The sequence below is a fragment of the Microbacterium sp. Cr-K20 genome (assembly GCF_000708325.1).
Classification (GTDB): domain Bacteria; phylum Actinomycetota; class Actinomycetes; order Actinomycetales; family Microbacteriaceae; genus Microbacterium.
Window position 1 is genome coordinate 237,391 of sequence record NZ_JARE01000050.1, and the last position, 14,972, is coordinate 252,362.

Annotated in this window: 14 protein-coding genes and 1 tRNA gene; 9 read left to right on the plus strand and 6 right to left on the minus strand. The window is 68.5% G+C overall.

The annotated features are described in order from the left end of the window. The first annotated feature begins 2 nt into the window (after positions 1 to 2). Positions 3 to 746 carry a DNA repair protein RecO gene (recO, locus tag GZ67_RS0111965; protein WP_029261729.1) on the plus strand — a complete coding sequence of 248 codons (744 nt, stop codon included), beginning with the start codon at positions 3 to 5 and terminating at the stop codon, positions 744 to 746. Beyond that, positions 743 to 1,546, plus strand: a complete 804-nt coding sequence (locus GZ67_RS0111970) for an isoprenyl transferase (protein WP_029261730.1) — start codon at positions 743 to 745, stop codon at positions 1,544 to 1,546. Before recO ends, GZ67_RS0111970 begins: the two co-directional genes overlap by 4 nt. Here GZ67_RS0111970 and GZ67_RS0111975 read toward each other — a convergent pair. Continuing rightward, positions 1,486 to 2,097, minus strand: a complete 612-nt coding sequence (locus GZ67_RS0111975) for an ATPase AAA (protein ID WP_029261731.1) — start codon at positions 2,095 to 2,097, stop codon at positions 1,486 to 1,488. The genes GZ67_RS0111970 and GZ67_RS0111975 overlap by 61 nt on opposite strands. Before the next feature lie 70 nt (positions 2,098 to 2,167). On the opposite strand from GZ67_RS0111975, the gene GZ67_RS0111980 reads away from it, so the two are divergent. Then, positions 2,168 to 2,842: a DsbA family oxidoreductase gene (locus GZ67_RS0111980; RefSeq protein WP_029261732.1), complete on the plus strand. Its 675-nt coding sequence runs from the start codon at positions 2,168 to 2,170 to the stop codon at positions 2,840 to 2,842. Positions 2,843 to 2,910: 68 nt separating this feature from the next. Here the strand turns inward: GZ67_RS0111980 and GZ67_RS0111985 are convergent, their stop codons facing one another. Beyond that, positions 2,911 to 4,107, minus strand: coding sequence for a metallophosphoesterase family protein (locus GZ67_RS0111985; protein WP_036303294.1), 1,197 nt, complete (start codon positions 4,105 to 4,107; stop codon positions 2,911 to 2,913). Positions 4,108 to 4,277: 170 nt separating this feature from the next. Beyond that, positions 4,278 to 4,772, minus strand: coding sequence for a glutathione peroxidase (locus tag GZ67_RS0111990; RefSeq protein WP_029261734.1), 495 nt, complete (start codon positions 4,770 to 4,772; stop codon positions 4,278 to 4,280). Positions 4,773 to 4,831: 59 nt separating this feature from the next. On the opposite strand from GZ67_RS0111990, the gene dusB reads away from it, so the two are divergent. From dusB to GZ67_RS0112015, 5 genes are all read left to right on the plus strand, one after another. Further along, a complete protein-coding gene (gene dusB / locus GZ67_RS0111995; protein ID WP_029261735.1) occupies positions 4,832 to 5,986 on the plus strand; it encodes a tRNA dihydrouridine synthase DusB in 1,155 nt (384 codons plus the stop codon). Beyond that, on the plus strand, positions 5,976 to 7,361 hold the full coding sequence (locus tag GZ67_RS0112000; protein WP_029261736.1) for a deoxyguanosinetriphosphate triphosphohydrolase: 1,386 nt from the start codon (positions 5,976 to 5,978) through the stop codon (positions 7,359 to 7,361). The genes dusB and GZ67_RS0112000 overlap by 11 nt, the downstream gene beginning before the upstream one ends. Then, positions 7,361 to 9,220, plus strand: coding sequence for a DNA primase (dnaG, locus tag GZ67_RS0112005; RefSeq protein WP_029261737.1), 1,860 nt, complete (start codon positions 7,361 to 7,363; stop codon positions 9,218 to 9,220). The genes GZ67_RS0112000 and dnaG overlap by 1 nt, the downstream gene beginning before the upstream one ends. Before the next feature lie 36 nt (positions 9,221 to 9,256). After that, positions 9,257 to 10,030 (plus strand): ATP-binding cassette domain-containing protein, encoded by a 774-nt coding sequence (locus tag GZ67_RS0112010; protein ID WP_029261738.1) that lies wholly within the window; start codon positions 9,257 to 9,259, stop codon positions 10,028 to 10,030. A gap of 96 nt (positions 10,031 to 10,126) precedes the next feature. Beyond that, positions 10,127 to 10,202 (plus strand) — tRNA-Asn (locus tag GZ67_RS0112015). Between the two features lie 122 nt (positions 10,203 to 10,324). Here the strand turns inward: GZ67_RS0112015 and GZ67_RS0112020 are convergent. Both GZ67_RS0112020 and GZ67_RS0112025 read right to left on the minus strand, forming a co-directional pair. Then, positions 10,325 to 11,761 (minus strand): APC family permease, encoded by a 1,437-nt coding sequence (locus GZ67_RS0112020; RefSeq protein WP_029261739.1) that lies wholly within the window; start codon positions 11,759 to 11,761, stop codon positions 10,325 to 10,327. 48 nt (positions 11,762 to 11,809) lie between these two features. Continuing rightward, positions 11,810 to 12,907, minus strand: coding sequence for an alcohol dehydrogenase catalytic domain-containing protein (locus tag GZ67_RS0112025; RefSeq protein WP_029261740.1), 1,098 nt, complete (start codon positions 12,905 to 12,907; stop codon positions 11,810 to 11,812). Positions 12,908 to 13,023: 116 nt separating this feature from the next. On the opposite strand from GZ67_RS0112025, the gene GZ67_RS0112030 reads away from it, so the two are divergent. Continuing rightward, the gene (locus GZ67_RS0112030) at positions 13,024 to 14,442 is read left to right on the plus strand and encodes a PucR family transcriptional regulator (RefSeq protein WP_029261741.1); all 1,419 of its coding nucleotides are present in this window, start codon (positions 13,024 to 13,026) and stop codon (positions 14,440 to 14,442) included. Between the two features lie 19 nt (positions 14,443 to 14,461). On the opposite strand, the gene GZ67_RS0112035 is transcribed toward GZ67_RS0112030, so the two are convergent. Beyond that, positions 14,462 to 14,950 (minus strand): hypothetical protein, encoded by a 489-nt coding sequence (locus GZ67_RS0112035; protein ID WP_029261742.1) that lies wholly within the window; start codon positions 14,948 to 14,950, stop codon positions 14,462 to 14,464. Between the last annotated feature and the right edge of the window lie 22 nt (positions 14,951 to 14,972).

Sequence of the window (14,972 nt, forward strand, 5' to 3'; positions counted from 1 at the left end):
GGGTGCCCACCTACCGAGACGAAGCGGTGATCCTGCGCACTCACAAGCTCGGTGAGGCGGATCGCATCGTCACCATGCTCTCGCGCCGCCACGGCAAGGTGCGCGCGGTCGCTAAGGGCGTGCGCCGCACCTCGTCGAAGTTCGGCGCCAGGCTCGAGCCGTTCATGGTCGCCGACGTGCAGCTCTATCAGGGGCGCTCGCTCGACATCGTGCAGCAGGCGGAATCGCTCGGCTCCTACGGCACGGACATCGCGGCGCACTACGACCGGTTCACCGCGGCGAACGCGATGGTGGAGACGGCCGACCGTCTGAGCGATGCCGAGGCGACCCCCGATCAGTACCTGCTCCTCGTGGGCGGGCTGCGGGCACTGTCGCGCGGAGAGCACGTCGCGCGGAGCATCCTCGATTCGTACCTCCTGCGGGTCATGTCGCTTTCCGGGTGGGCGCCCTCGCTCGACGAGTGCGCGCGCTGCGGGACGCCGGGGCCGCACGAGCGGTTCGTCGCGCAGCTGGGTGGACTGGTGTGCACCAACTGCGCGCCGGCCGGCAGCCCCCGCGTCGCCGAGAAGACACTGACCCTTCTCCGCGCCTTGATCTCGGGCGAGTGGGACGTCATCGATGCGTCACCGCCCGCCGACACCGCGGCCGCGTCCGGACTCGTCTCCGCTTACGCCCAGTGGCACCTGGAGCGCGGCATCCGCTCGCTCGCCCATGTGTCGGACATCTCGTCGGAAGGACCACGATGAGCCCGAAGCCCTACACGCACAAAGACGCGGTGCCCTATCGTCCGCTGGATTGGACCGGTGTGCACCCGCCGGCGTTCCGGGCCGTGCCCGAGCACGTCGCGATCGTCATGGACGGGAACGGCCGCTGGGCCAACCGCCGAGGGCTCAACCGCATCGAAGGCCACAAGGCGGGCGAGGAGGTGCTGCTCGACGTCGTCGCCGGCGCAATCCAGGCCGGGGTGAAGCATCTGTCCGTGTACGCGTTCTCGACCGAGAACTGGGCGCGGTCCCCCGAGGAGGTGCGCTTCCTCATGGGCTACAACCGCGATGTGCTGCACCGCCGCCGCGACCAGCTCAACGAGTGGGGGGTGCGCATCCGCTGGGCGGGCCGCAAGCCGCGGCTCTGGGGCAGCGTCATCAAGGAGCTGCAGCACGCCGAACAGCTCACCCGCGGCAACGACGTGCTCACCCTCACGATGTGCGTCAATTACGGCGGACGGGTCGAGCTCGTCGACGCGATGCGGGCGATCGCGGAAGACGTCGCTGCCGGGCGCGTGAAGCCCAAGGCCATCACCGAGAAGATGATCCGCCGGAACCTGTACGTGCCGGACATGCCCGACGTCGATCTCTTCCTCCGGAGCTCGGGGGAGCAGCGCACCTCGAACTTCCTGCTGTGGGAGTCGGCCTACGCCGAGATGGTGTTCCTCGACACGCTCTGGCCGGACTTCTCGCGGGAAGAGCTCTGGCGGGCGATCGGCATCTACCTGTCGCGGGACCGTCGCTTCGGCGGCGCGATCGACACCCCTGACTCACCCGCCTGAGCCCGGAGCCACTGCTCGGTCTCGTTCGGAGTCCGGAGCCGGACGATCGTGAGCTGCGGGAAGCGCAGGGTGTAGTCCGGCATCCGCTCTGTCCAATGCCCCAGGGTCTTGGTCTGCCAGGCAAGGATGTTCTCATCGGGATCGCGGCGGAACATGTGCCAGATCGGTTTCTCGACGTTGCCGTTCCACATCCGCGTGCGCAGGATGCTGCGGCTCAGCGTCCGCCGTAGCAGGCGGGAGCGCACCACGCGGTACGGGTAGTCCAGCCAGAGGGCGAGGTCCGCACGAGGCGTGATGATCTCGTCGGTGCCCTTGCTTGTGTACTGCCACTCGGTGACCCAGCGGTCCTCGGACGCGAAGGCGCGGACGTCGTCGAGGAACTCGGGCCGCGGAGTCCAGTCCGGCCCGTGGAACAGGCCGTCGATCTCGACGTGGCGCAGCCCCCACACTCCGGCGACGCGGCGCGCGAGAGTCGTCTTGCCGGAGCCCGTGACACCGGCGATCAGGACCCGCTCGGGCCGGAAGGGAAGCGGATCGGCGGCGGTGAGCATCCGAGAATCCTATCGATCTCGCGCCCGCCGCCTCGGAATAGCTCGGAGGCGCATGCGGTTGGATGAAAGTGTGACTGAACCCATCTCCATCGACATCTGGTCCGACATCGCCTGCCCCTGGTGCTACATCGGCAAGCGCAACCTCGAGAAGGGTCTCGAAGCGGTCGCTGCCGACGAGGACGCGCCGCAGGTCAACATCACCTTCCACTCGTTCGAGCTGTCGCCCGACACCCCGGTCGACTTCGACGGAGACGAGATCGACTTCCTCGCTGGCCACAAGGGCATGCCGCGGGAGCAGGTCGAGCAGATGCTGTCGAACGTGACCGGTGTCGCGGCGAACGCGGGGCTCGAGTACCGTTTCGACATCCTGCAGCACACCAACACCGTGAAGGCGCACGAGCTGCTGCACTTCGCGAAGGCCGAAGGGCTGCAGCACGAGATGGAGGAGCGGCTCATGTCCGCCTACTTCACCGAAGGCAAGCACGTCGGGCGTATCGACGACCTCGTAGCCCTCGCGGCCGAGGTGGGGCTCGACGCCGACCGCGCCCGCACCGCGCTCGAGAGCGAGCAGTACCTCCCGGCCGTGCGTCAGGATCAGGCGCAGGCACGGGCCTACGGCATCCAGGGAGTGCCCTTCTTCGTCGTCGACGGCCAGTACGGCATCAGCGGTGCACAGCCGCCCGCCGCGTTCGAGAACGTGATCCGCGACCTGTGGGCCAAGAGGGACGAACCCGTCGAAGCCTGAGAGCCACGGCACGCTCCACACACGACGCCGGGGACCCGAACGGGTCCCCGGCGTCGTGTGTGTGAGGGTCAGACCCGCTGCTGGCGCGGGGCGAGGGGCAGTGGCTCCATGGGCTGGTCGTTCGCCGTGAGGTCGATGCCGAGTTCGCGCGCGTAGACGACGCGGGTGGCGATCGTCACCTCGTCACCCGCCTCCTTGAGCTCGAACACCCGACCGCCGCGCATGCGGTTGCGCTCTGCGCCATCGAGACCGTATGCGCCGAAACCGGTGCCGGGGGCATAGCCGAGCATGACGCCGTAGTAGTCGCCCACGTAGTCATTGATGTGGTCGTGGCCGACGAACACGCCCTTCACGTCGCCGCGCTCGAGGATCGCGTTGAACATCCCCGAGTTGAACGGACCGGGGCACTCATCTTCGTTGCGCTCACCGACGATGGCGTGCCGGGCCCTGCCGCGCGCGGCATCGGCCTCCGTGCGGGTGTCCACGCCGCCCCACCACATGAAGCGGTGCTCCCACAACGCGATGTGCAGGAACATCAGCCCCGGCACCTTGCGCCCGCGACGCTGTTCGAGACGCTGCGACTGCTCGCGGTACCACGCCACCTGGTCCATCCGCAGCCAGTCCCAGGTCGGGTATCCGGCGAAGTCCTGGCCATCGATCGTGCCGGGGGCGTAGCGCCCCGAGTCCATCAGCCACAGCGCGAACGCCTCACGGTTCTTCCGGGCGGCCGAGCCGATCGACACGATCGTGTTGCTGGTACCGGTCACGCCCCGTGTGCTCTCGGCGTTCACGTTGTACTCGTACGAGCGGTAGATCTTCAGCATTCCCGCCTCGTCCACGCCCGACTGCGGCAGCGAGTCCTCGTCATGGTTGCCGTACGTGACCGCCCAGGGGATGCGCCGGGATTCCATCGGCGTGACGACGTTGTTGATCGCCTGTTTCACGGCGAGCCGGGTCTCGCAGCCACCGGTGATCACATCGCCGTTGATGACGACGAAATCGGGCTTCTCCTGATCGAGCACCTTCTCCATCAGTTCGACCGTGCGGCGGTCGGTGAGTTCATCGTCTTGCGTGTCGTTGAACTGCACCACCTTGAAGGTCCCGTCGGCGCGGAAACGCAGACCGCGGCCGGCTCCGGCGCCCGCCGGGGCGATGTCCGAGGCCGCGGCTGCGGAGGCGGTACCGAGCGGCAGGGCGGTTCCGAGAGCGCCGAGCGCTCCGGCGGTGAGGACGGTGCGCCGGCTGATCGGCAGACGGTCGGGCATGCGTGGTCTCCTTCGTCTTCGGGCGATGTTCGCCGCGGTGAGACTAGGGAGGCCAGATGGCGTCGGGCTGACGAGGAGATGAACGAGCCCCGTGTTCGCCCGCAGATCAGGGGAGCGCGCGGCTTACGCGGAGGTGAACCGCACCGACCCCGCGCTCGATCCGACGTGACTTAGCGGGTCAGTGCTGCTTCGATCGCGCTGACGATCTCGGGGGCGTCCGGCTTCTGCTTCGGACGGAAGCGCAGGACGTCGCCGTCGGGCAGCACGAGGAACTTCTCGAAGTTCCACTCGACGCGGCCGGCCTTGCCGCCCTCGTCCGGGGTCTCCTTGAGAGCCTTGTAGAGCTCCGACGCGTTCTTGCCGTTCACCTTGACCTTGTCATTGACCGGGAAGGTGACGCCGTAGGTCGTCGAGCAGAACTCGAGGATGTCGTCGACGGAGCCCGGCTCCTGGCCGAAGAACTGGTTGCAGGGGAAGCCGACGACCGTGAAGCCGCGGTCCCCGTACAGGCGCTGCAGCTCCTCGAGCTGCTCGTACTGGGGGGTGAGTCCGCACTTGGACGCCACGTTGACCACCAGCACCACGTCGGCGCCGAGATCGTCGAGCGTCTTCTCCTCGCCCTTGGCATCGGTGAACGGGATCGAACGGAGCGCGGAATCGGTCATATTCACAGCTTAGGTCGCCGCATCCCTCCGGGCTCCGCGTCTGGGAGAATGGACAGGACATGACTCTCGCCACCGCCCCCGCCCGCCCCCTTCGCATCGGCCCGATCGACCTCGACGTGCCGGTCGTCCTCGCACCCATGGCGGGTATCACCAACACCGCCTTCCGGCGCCTGTGCCGCGAGTACGGCGCCGGGCTCTACGTGAGCGAGATGATCACCTCGCGCGCGCTGGTCGAGCGCAACGAGACGACCATGCGGCTGATCCGGCATCACGAGTCCGAGACGCCGAGGTCCATTCAGCTGTACGGTGTCGACCCGAAGACGATCGCCGAGGCCGTGCGCATCATCGTCGCGGAAGACCATGCCGACCACATCGATCTCAACTTCGGATGCCCGGTGCCCAAGGTCACCCGCCGCGGTGGGGGAGCAGCGCTCCCGTGGAAGTCGAAGCTGTTCGCCGACATCGTCGACCAGGCGGTCAAGGCGGCGGGTGACGTGCCGCTCACGGTGAAGATGCGCAAGGGAATCGACAAGGATCACCTGACGTTCCTTGACGCCGGGCGCGCGGCGGAGGATGCCGGTGCAGCCGCCGTGGCCCTGCACGCGCGCACCGCGGGCGAGTTCTACTCCGGGCACGCCGACTGGAACGCGATCGGCGAGCTGAAGCAGGCCGTCACGAGCATCCCCGTGCTGGGCAACGGCGACATCTGGTCCGCCGATGATGCCGTGCGCATGATGGCGCAGACCGACTGCGACGGTGTCGTGGTCGGACGCGGCTGCCTCGGACGCCCGTGGCTGTTCGGTGAGCTCGCCACCGCCTTCGGTGGCGAAGGCAAGACGGTCGACGCCACGCTCGGGTTCGTTGCGAACGCCTTCCGTCGGCATGCCGAGCTGCTGGTCGAGTTCTTCGAGGACGAAGATCGCGGGTGCCGTGACATCCGCAAGCACGTCTCCTGGTATTTCAAGGGATACCCGGTCGGTGGTGACATCCGCACCGGGCTCGCCACCGCGTCCAGCCTCGCGGAGATCGACGACTTCCTCGGGCGACTCGATCACACCGCTCCGTATCCCGGTGCGGATGCCGAGGGGCAGCGCGGACGCTCCGGGCACCCGAAGCGGACGGCACTGCCGGACAAGTGGCTGGAGTCGCGGGAGCTCGCCTCGTCGGCATCGGAGATGATGCGTGGAGCGGAGATCGAGAACAGTGGCGGTTGATCCCCAGGTCGGCCTGCGCGCCGACGGTTACGACGCGCGTGACGCCGAGCGCTTCTTCGCGGAGACCCATCGATCCGAGCGCAATGACTTCGCGCGCGATCGCGCACGCGTGCTGCATTCCGCAGCTCTGCGTCGGCTCGCCGCGAAGACACAGGTGCTGAGCCCGGCCAGCACGGCCGACTTCGCCCGCAACCGCCTGACACACTCGCTCGAGGTGGCGCAGGTCGGGCGGGAGCTCGCGGTCGCCCTCGGCGTCTCAGCCGATGTGGTCGACACCGCCTGCCTGAGCCACGACCTGGGCCACCCGCCGTTCGGACACAACGGCGAGCGGGCGCTCAACGAATGGGCGGAGCCGATCGGCGGCTTCGAGGGCAATGCCCAGTCGCTGCGCATCCTCTCGCGGCTCGAGGCCAAGGTGCTCGACGACGATGACCGCTCGGTCGGACTGAACCTGACGCGCGCCAGCCTCGACGCGACGTGCAAGTACCCGTGGACGGTCGACAGTCCGGTGCCGGATCCCGGTGGGCGGCTCAAGTTCGGCGTGTACCCCGAGGACGAGGCTGTGTTCCGGTGGATGCGCGAGGGAGCCCCCGGACGCCTGCGGTGCATCGAGGCCGAGATCATGGATCTCTCCGACGACATCGCATACTCGGTGCACGACTTCGAGGACGCGATCGTCAACGGATACGTCGACGTCGCGCAGCTGGCCGATCCGCGTGCGCACGATGCGCTGCTCGGACGCATCCAGCAGTGGGTGGGATACGACTTCACTCGCGACGAGCTGGCGGATGCGCTGTACCGTCTCTCGTCCCAGCCGATGTGGCTCGCGTCGTTCGACCGCTCACGCCAGGCGCTCGCCCGGCTCAAGAACCTGACGAGCGACCTGATCGGCCGCTTCGCCAAAGCCGCGGTCGCCGCCACCAAAGAGGCGTACGGGAGCACGGCTCTGGTTCGCTACAACGCCCATGTCGTCGTCCCGCGGGTGATCGAGGTCGAGATCGCGGTACTCAAGGGCATCATGGGTCAGGCCATCGTCACGATCGAGGCTCGCAAGGGCGTGTACAAGGAGCAGCGGCGTGTTCTGACGCGGCTCGCCGAGGCGCTCTGGTCGACAGACGCCCTGTGGTCCGCCGGATCCGACGTGCTCGAGCCCGCGTTCGCTGCCGATTTCATCGCGGCGGAGAACGATGCCGAGCGCGCCAGGGTCGTCGTGGATCAGATCGCGAGCCTCACCGACCAGAGCGCGATCGACTGGCACAACCGGCTCGTGGGAGAGATCGATCCGGCCGAGGTGGGCATATGGACTCCTCGTCACGCCCGACCCGGGGCTCGGGCGCACGCCGAGAGGCGGCCCATCGCCGAAGGGGCGCGCTGATGCCGCGGATCCGGCAGGCCGACGTCGACGAGGTCAAGGCGCGCACGAACATCGCCGACATCGTCGGTGAGCGTGTCGCGCTGAAGTCGGCGGGCGTGGGTTCGCTCAAGGGACTGTGCCCCTTCCACGACGAGAAGAGCCCGAGCTTCCATGTGCGCCAGCAGGTGGGCTACTACCACTGCTTCGGCTGCGGCGAGTCGGGCGACGTCTACTCGTTCCTTCGCGAGATGGACCACGTCAGCTTCACCGAGGCCGTCGAGCGTCTCGCCGGCCGCATCGGGTACACGCTGCACTATGAGGACGGGGGAGCGGCACCGGAGACGAGCGGCCGCAGCCGTCTCTACGCGGCGAACACCGCGGCCGCGGAGTTCTTCCGCGCACAGTTGCTCACGCCGGATGCCGAGGCCGGCCGCCGCTTCCTCGGGGAGCGCGGCTTCGACGCCGGAGCCGCGGCTCATTTCGGCGTCGGCTTCGCGCCGCGCGGCTGGGACGGCATGCTCAAGGCGCTCACCGCACAGGGCTTCACGCGCGAAGAGCTCAGCAACGCCGGACTGGTCTCCACCGGGCAGCGCGGCGTCTACGACCGGTTCCGTGGGCGCCTGGTGTGGCCGATCCGCGACGTCTCGGGTCAGACGATCGGCTTCGGCGCGCGCAAGCTCTTCGACGACGACAACGGCCCGAAGTACCTGAACACCCCGGAGACCCCGATCTACAAGAAGGCGCAGGTCCTCTACGGACTGGACCTCGCCAAGCGCGACATCGCGCGCGGAGAGCCCCGCCGTGTCGTCGTGGTCGAGGGGTACACCGATGTGATGGCCTGCCACCTCGCCGGTCTCACCACGGCCATCGCGACGTGTGGCACGGCCTTCGGCACCGACCACATCAAAGTGCTGCGGCGTGTGATGGGTGATGACAACGCCTCCGGCGAGGTCGTCTTCACCTTCGACGGCGATGAGGCCGGCCAGAAGGCGGCGCTGCGAGCCTTCACGGAGGACGATCGGTTCAACGCGCAGACCTTCGTGGCGGTCGCCCCGGACGGGCTCGATCCGTGCGATCTGCGCCTCCAGCGTGGCGATGCGGCCGTTCGCGGGCTGATGGACACCAAGCAGCCGATGTTCGAGTTCGCGATCGACCGCAAGCTGGGCGGTTTCGATCTCTCCACCGTCGAGGGGCGCGTGGGCGCTCTGAGGGCTGCCGCGCCGATCGTGGCCGAGATCCGCGACCAGCTCCTTCGCCCGGGTTACGAGCGTGTCCTGGCACGGCGACTCGGGATGGATCCCACCGAGGTGCGTAGCGAGGTCGAGCGCGCGGCGCGTGGCGGTTCCACGCCGCAGCACCCGCGTCGCGAGGCTCCGCAGGTCGATCCCGCGACCGGGGCATCGGTCGTGGCGCCGGTAACGCTCGCCAGCCTTCCGCGCAGCCCCGATGTAGCGGTCGAACGGGACGCGCTGATGGGTGCCCTGCAGTACGGGCATCAGGTCGATCAGGCCCTCCTGAATCGGGCGCTGGGCATGCCGTTCCGCACCCCGGGTCTCGACGCCGTGCGCGAAGCCGTGGCGGCGGCGCCCGACCGCACCAGGGCCGGCTGGGTGACGGAGGCCGTCAACAGCGTCCGCGAGCCCTACCGCTCGCTGGCGGGTGAGCTGCTGATGACGCCTTTCCCCGCGCGGGACGAGGAGCGCGCCGTCGCCACCGTGGCCGACCTCGCCCGACGACTCGTCCTGCGCCAGCTCGAGCGCGACAAGCAGGAGCTTCTCGGCGCCGTGCAGCGGGTGCCGGCGGATTCCGATGGGGGCCGTGCGTTGCGGATGCGCCTGCGCGACATCGACGCCGAGCGTCAGCGCTTCGCCGAGTCGTAACCCCGCCCTGCACCGCGAAGAAGGCAGGATGGACACATGTCCCGCAGGCCAGAATCCACGAACGCGATCGATTGCTCGGATCTCGTGATCGACCGGATCGGCCACGGGATGCCGACCCGCGCCGTTGACGGCGTCACCTTCTCTCTCGCTCCCGGGGGACTGATCTGCGTCGCCGGCCCCACGGGTTCCGGAAAATCCACTCTGGTCGCCGCTCTCGCCGGTTCCACCGACCCCTCGGTGAAGGTCGTCGGGGGGAGCGCGCAGGTGTGCGGCGTCGACGTGCGCCGGCCGGGACGCAAGCACAGAATCCTCACCTACCGCACCGGCTTCGTGCCGCAGGGGGCGGGTGCCGACCTGCCGCCGCGGCTGACCGTCAACGAGGTCATCGCCGAGCCGATCCTCGTCCGCGAGCGCAAGGTCAACACCAAGGCGCTCTCGATCCGCGTGGCGACGCTCCTGGACGAGTTGCATCTCCCGCTCGGCACGGCGGCCAAGTTCCCGTACGAGCTCAGCGCAGGGATGCGCCAGCGCGTCGCGATCGCACGATCGTTCGTCCTGGAGCCGAAGGTGCTGATCGCCGACGAGATCCTCGCGAACCTCGATCTCGAGGTGCGACCGGTGGTGTTCGACGCCATCACCCGACGCCGCAAGGAGCAGGGGATGGCCGCGCTGCTCGTCACCAACGATGCGGACTTCATCCGCGAGCTCAACGCCGAAACGCTCATGCTGCGCGCCGGTCACGTGGTCGCCCGGGGTGTCGGACGTGACCTGCTCTGGGTCCCGAATGCGGAGTCGGATTCTCGCCGCTGAGCACGACACGCCCGGCATCCTCGAAGGGCGCCCCGGTGTCCTGAAGTCGCTCCGGAGTTTGCTAAGCTTGTCGAGTTGCCCGCTGAGCGGGCACATTCCTCGGTAGCTCAATTGGCAGAGCAGCCGGCTGTTAACCGGCAGGTTCTTGGTTCGAGTCCAAGCCGGGGAGCCAACGAGAAAAGCCCCCTCCACGGAGGGGGCTTTTCTCGTTCAGGCGCGGGATCGAGCGGTTGAAATGGAGAGAAGAGCCCCTTCGGTAGAAGGGGCTCTTCTCATCAGCGGGGGAGGACGGCGTCAGCCGACGCCCTCCATGGCGCTCGTCTCGGTGTTGCCGATGCGGGCGATCACGTCGGGTCGACGACGCGACAGGTAGAGGTACCGGGTCAGCGCGAGAGCGACGGTGGCCAGGAAGATGTACGGGATCACGTTGTACGGGAACGCCGGCACCGGCCAGACGTTCGCGAAGAACACGTACGCCATGGTGACGACCGCGATGGTCGCGCACACCTTCACGAGGCCGTTGCGCATCTTCGCCCGCTGCGTGTAGATGACGCAGGCGATCGCGACGAGGGCATAGGCGACCATGTAGCCGTAGGTGCCCCAGGTGTTCACCCAGACGAGGATGTCGCCGGTCGCCGCTCCCGAGAGCAGCAGCACGATGTCGACCGTGATCGCGGCCGCGCCGGCGATGATCAGCACGCGGTGCGGGGTCAGGTGCTGCTCGTGGGTGCGACCGAACCGCTCGGCGACCACGCCCTCCTTGCCCATGACGTACACGATGCGCCCTATCACGTTGAGCGGAGCGACGACGACCGCGAAGAACGAGGCCGAGACACCGATCGTGAGGGCGGCGGCGAACCAGGCCGGCATGCCGATGAGAGCCGACATGCTCTCCAGCGGGCTGGCCGAGGTGGCGAGGTCGTCGCCCAACACCGTGATCTGCGTATACGCCGCGAACACGTACAGGACTCCGACGCCGAGCGCGCTCCACATGATCGCGCGGGGGATCGCCTTGTACGGCTCCTTGGCCTCTCGGCCGAGTGCGTCAGCGGAGGAGAACCCCACGAACCCGAGGATGCCGAGCACCATGCCCGACGCGACCCCCTGGAACGAGGATCCGGTGGCGAGCACCTGAGCGGGGTCCCACGCGGCGGGTCCGGCCCAGATGAGTGCCGCGACCAGGAGCACGAGGATGATACCCACGGAGAGGAGCTCGAGCACGAGCGAGACCCGGGCCGACAGGCGGATGCCGCGGATGGTGAACAGCGTCGCCAACCCGCCGAGCACGACGGCGAGGCCGATGTCCCATCCGAGTCCCTGGGCCGGAAGGCCGAGCATGCGGAGGAACTGGGCCATGTAGCTGACGGAACCGCTGAGGGAGGCGGCCGCGATGCCGAAGCAGCCGATCAGCAGGGTGACGCCGGCGAGGAAGGCGCCGAACGGCCCGAGGCCCTTCGACACGTACGTGTACAGCGAACCCGCCGAGGCGTGCTTGCGAGCGAACACGACGACGCAGTAGCCGACGCACAGGATGACGATCGTCGCCAGGGCGAAGGCGTAGATGGTGCCGTTGCCCGCACCGAGGAAGATCGCCGCCGCGGTGAAGGCGATGACGGCGCTGGGGGCGATGTTGGCGATGGCTTGAGCGGCGAGTTCGGGGCCGCTCATGACGCCGGTGCGAAGGCCGGCATCCTGGGGTGCGCCGGGCGGGGCGACGACGGTGTCAGACATGGGTTCTCCTGGATTCGGGTTTCAGGGGTGCGGGTCCGCGGTGCGCGGTCAGGGGATGAGGAGCGTACGCAGTGCCGAACCGGTCTCGAGATCGTCGAGGGCCGCCGCGGCCTCGGACAGCGGGCGCCGCCCGGAGATCAGGGGGTCGATCTTGAGCTGTCCGTCCATGTAGCGGTCCACCAGAGCGGGAACGTCGATGGAGGGGCGGACGGAGCCGTAGTTCGATCCGAGGATGCGCTGATCGGCCTCGGCGAGGACGAGGGGTTCGAACGACGCGCGGGCGCCCGTCGGGGGGAGGCCCACGATCACGGCGGCGCCGCCGAGCCCGAGCATCTGGATCGACTGCTCCGTCGTGCTGGTGCGTCCGATGGCGTCGAAGGCATAGTCGACCCCGTCGGAGATCAGTTCCCGCAGCTGCGCGACGGCGTCGCCCTGCGAGGCGTCGATGCGGTCGGTCGCGCCGAACTGCAGGGCCAGCTGGGTCTTCTCGGGTCGCACGTCGATCGCGACGATGCGCTCCGCACCGGCGAGTCGCGCCCCCTGGACGACGTTGAGGCCCACGCCGCCGCACCCGATCACCGCGACGGTGGAACCGGGCTCGACCGCGGCCGTGTTGAGCACCGCTCCGACGCCGGTGGCCACGGCGCACCCGACGACGGCGACGACATCGAGCGGGGCATCGTCGCGCACCTTCACGGCTCCGGACGCGGGCACCACGACCTCCTCGGCGAACGAGGAGACGCCGAGGTAGTGATGCAGCGTCTCGCCGTCGCGGCTGAGACGCGAGGTCCCGTCGAACAGCACGCCGAGCGGCGCGACCACGGTCGCGACCTTCTGACACCGTGCCTCGTGACCGGCGCGGCAGTAGCGGCACTCGCCGCACGGCGGCACCCAGCTCAGCACGACGTGATCGCCCACGGCGAGCGTGTTCACGCCTTCACCGAGTTCGGTGACGACGCCGGATCCTTCGTGGCCCATGACCAGGGGAGCAGCGGCATCCCACTCGCCGCGCTTCACGTGCAGGTCGGAGTGGCAGACGCCGGCGGCCGCGATTCGCACGCGGACCTCGCCGGCACGCGGGGGCGCGAGGTCGACGTCGACGAACTCGATCGGTGACTGCGGATCGCGGAAGACAACAGCTTTCATGACATCCTTCGGGTGGAGAGGGGATGCGCACGATGCTAGGAGAGCGCGCCCGGTCGGAGCATCCGACAAATGTGTGAATGGAAAAGCCTGCGCTCGACATTTCGTATGATCGAGATATGGTTCGTGACGTCGTCTCCGTAGCGCGGTACCTCGACGGCGAACTCCTGCAGGGCGAGGTCCCGAGCACCCGACACGTGAACTCGGTGGTCGCGATCGACGCGTTCGGCATCCCGACCGACCGGCTCTTCACGACACTCGTGACGACGGACGAGAAGCCCATCCTCGCGCTCGTCGACGATCCGGAACGCGCCACGCTCCTGCGCGACATCGTGCTCGTCACGAGCGTCGACACACCTCCGCTGCGTCAGGTGCTCTCCGCAGCGCGGATCACCGCGATCGTGGGGGCGCACACATCGCAGGAACTGCTCATGCCCCGGCTCACGGCCCTCCTCGCCGTCGACCAGGCCGCGGAGGGCAGAGCGATCACCTCGGCGATGCGGGTTCTCACGCTCGCGGCTCGACGCAGCGGGATCACAGGCGTCATCGCCGAACTCGCACACCGGATCGACGGATGGGCCGTGCTCCTCGACCGGCACGGCGAGGTGATCACGACCGCCGGTGCGGGAAGCCTGCACATCGACGACGCGATCGCGGTCGCGATCGGCCGGCCCGTCCGCGTGCGTCATCGAGCACTGCAGGTTCATCCCGTGGGCCCCGGACAGGACGTCACAGCGCAGCTCGTCACCGCCCCGCGCAACGACAGCTCCGGTCGGGGCCGGGAACTCAGCTCGCAAGCCGCTGCGCTGCTCGATCTGCTCATGAGGACGCGCGACAGCAGCCATCTCGAGCGTCTCGGTCGATCGATGATGCTCGAGACGGTTCTCGAGGGCGGAGACCGGGCGACGCGCCTCCTCCGCCGCTGGGGTGTGCACGAGCGGACCCTCGTGGGATTCGCTCTGGCGTCCCGCACGAGCGGCGTCGACGTCGAGCATCTACTCGCACTGTGGCTGGACGAACTCGGCGCCGAGCACGTCTTCACATCGCAGCGCGGACTCATCCAAGGCCTGTTGCGGGAAGAGCACGTGGAAGAGATCGCGCACCGAGTGGAGGCCTTCGCCTCGACGCTGTACCTCGGCCTCGGACGCCCGGCCGGCACGGACGCACTCGCCCGGAGCGTCGACGAGTCCCGCCAGGCGTGCGAAGCGGCTCGTGCCGGTGGCGAACGTGTGGTCCGCTACACCGCGATCCCGACCGTGTCGTTCGTGCTCGGGCAACTCGATCGGGAGCAGGTGGGCAGGGTCGGCCGACTGCTCGATCCGCTCCGTTCGGGGGATCAAGGGACGGAACTCATCGAGACGCTGCGGGTCTTCCTCGCCACGAACAGTGCATGGGGCGAGAGTGCCAGCCGCCTGCGGATCCACCGGCAGACCCTGACCGCTCGCATCCGACGGATCGAGGATCTGATCGGGCTGTCGTTGGCCGATCCGGACGATCGTGTCGCCGCGTGGCTCGCGCTGCGCGCGTCGGACGGCTGAGAGTCACCGGAGCGTTCGCTCAGCGCGCGGCGCCCTCCAGCGTTCCTTCGATCTGTCCGGCCGGATCGAACAGCACGCAGTAGACGGTGCGCCCGTAGGGCTGGTCCCACGTCTCTTCCGCCGGGGGGATCGGGTACACGCCGAGCGCGGACGCCTCCCGCTGCACTCCGACGAAGGCCGTGAACGCATCCCCGACGCACTCGGCGGAGGCTGCCTCGACCGCCTGCTGCGAGAAGGTGCCGTCGGGCATCTCGATCTCGTGGAAGACCTCTTCGTCATGCAGCTCTGTGCACGGGACGACTTCGGCGTCTTCGGGCAGGCCGCTGGCGGCTTCGAGGCGACAGTCACCGACCGTCACCGCGGGCGTCTCGACCTTCGCGACACCAGCGCCGTCGCCGGTCGCACTGCGTTCAGGAGAGGGCTCAGAGGTCCCGCAGCCGGTCAGGGCGACCGCGAGCGTCAGGGCGCACGCGGCGAACAGCAGAGAGGGTCGTTGGTAAAGCTTCATCTTGATCTTCCTTCGTGCCTTC

Excerpts from the sequence above, each read along its gene's own strand:
- GZ67_RS0111970 (WP_029261730.1), top strand. The coding sequence starts at position 743 with ATGAGCCCGAAGCCCTACACGCACAAAGACGCGGTGCCCTATCGTCCG.
- GZ67_RS0111975 (WP_029261731.1), bottom strand. The coding sequence starts at position 2,097 with ATGCTCACCGCCGCCGATCCGCTTCCCTTCCGGCCCGAGCGGGTCCTG.
- GZ67_RS0111985 (WP_036303294.1), bottom strand. The coding sequence starts at position 4,107 with ATGCCCGACCGTCTGCCGATCAGCCGGCGCACCGTCCTCACCGCCGGA.
- GZ67_RS0111990 (WP_029261734.1), bottom strand. The coding sequence starts at position 4,772 with ATGACCGATTCCGCGCTCCGTTCGATCCCGTTCACCGATGCCAAGGGC.
- dusB (WP_029261735.1), top strand. The coding sequence starts at position 4,832 with ATGACTCTCGCCACCGCCCCCGCCCGCCCCCTTCGCATCGGCCCGATC.
- dnaG (WP_029261737.1), top strand. The coding sequence starts at position 7,361 with ATGCCGCGGATCCGGCAGGCCGACGTCGACGAGGTCAAGGCGCGCACG.
- GZ67_RS0112010 (WP_029261738.1), top strand. The coding sequence starts at position 9,257 with ATGTCCCGCAGGCCAGAATCCACGAACGCGATCGATTGCTCGGATCTC.
- GZ67_RS0112020 (WP_029261739.1), bottom strand. The coding sequence starts at position 11,761 with ATGTCTGACACCGTCGTCGCCCCGCCCGGCGCACCCCAGGATGCCGGC.
- GZ67_RS0112025 (WP_029261740.1), bottom strand. The coding sequence starts at position 12,907 with ATGAAAGCTGTTGTCTTCCGCGATCCGCAGTCACCGATCGAGTTCGTC.
- GZ67_RS0112030 (WP_029261741.1), top strand. The coding sequence starts at position 13,024 with ATGGTTCGTGACGTCGTCTCCGTAGCGCGGTACCTCGACGGCGAACTC.
- GZ67_RS0112035 (WP_029261742.1), bottom strand. The coding sequence starts at position 14,950 with ATGAAGCTTTACCAACGACCCTCTCTGCTGTTCGCCGCGTGCGCCCTG.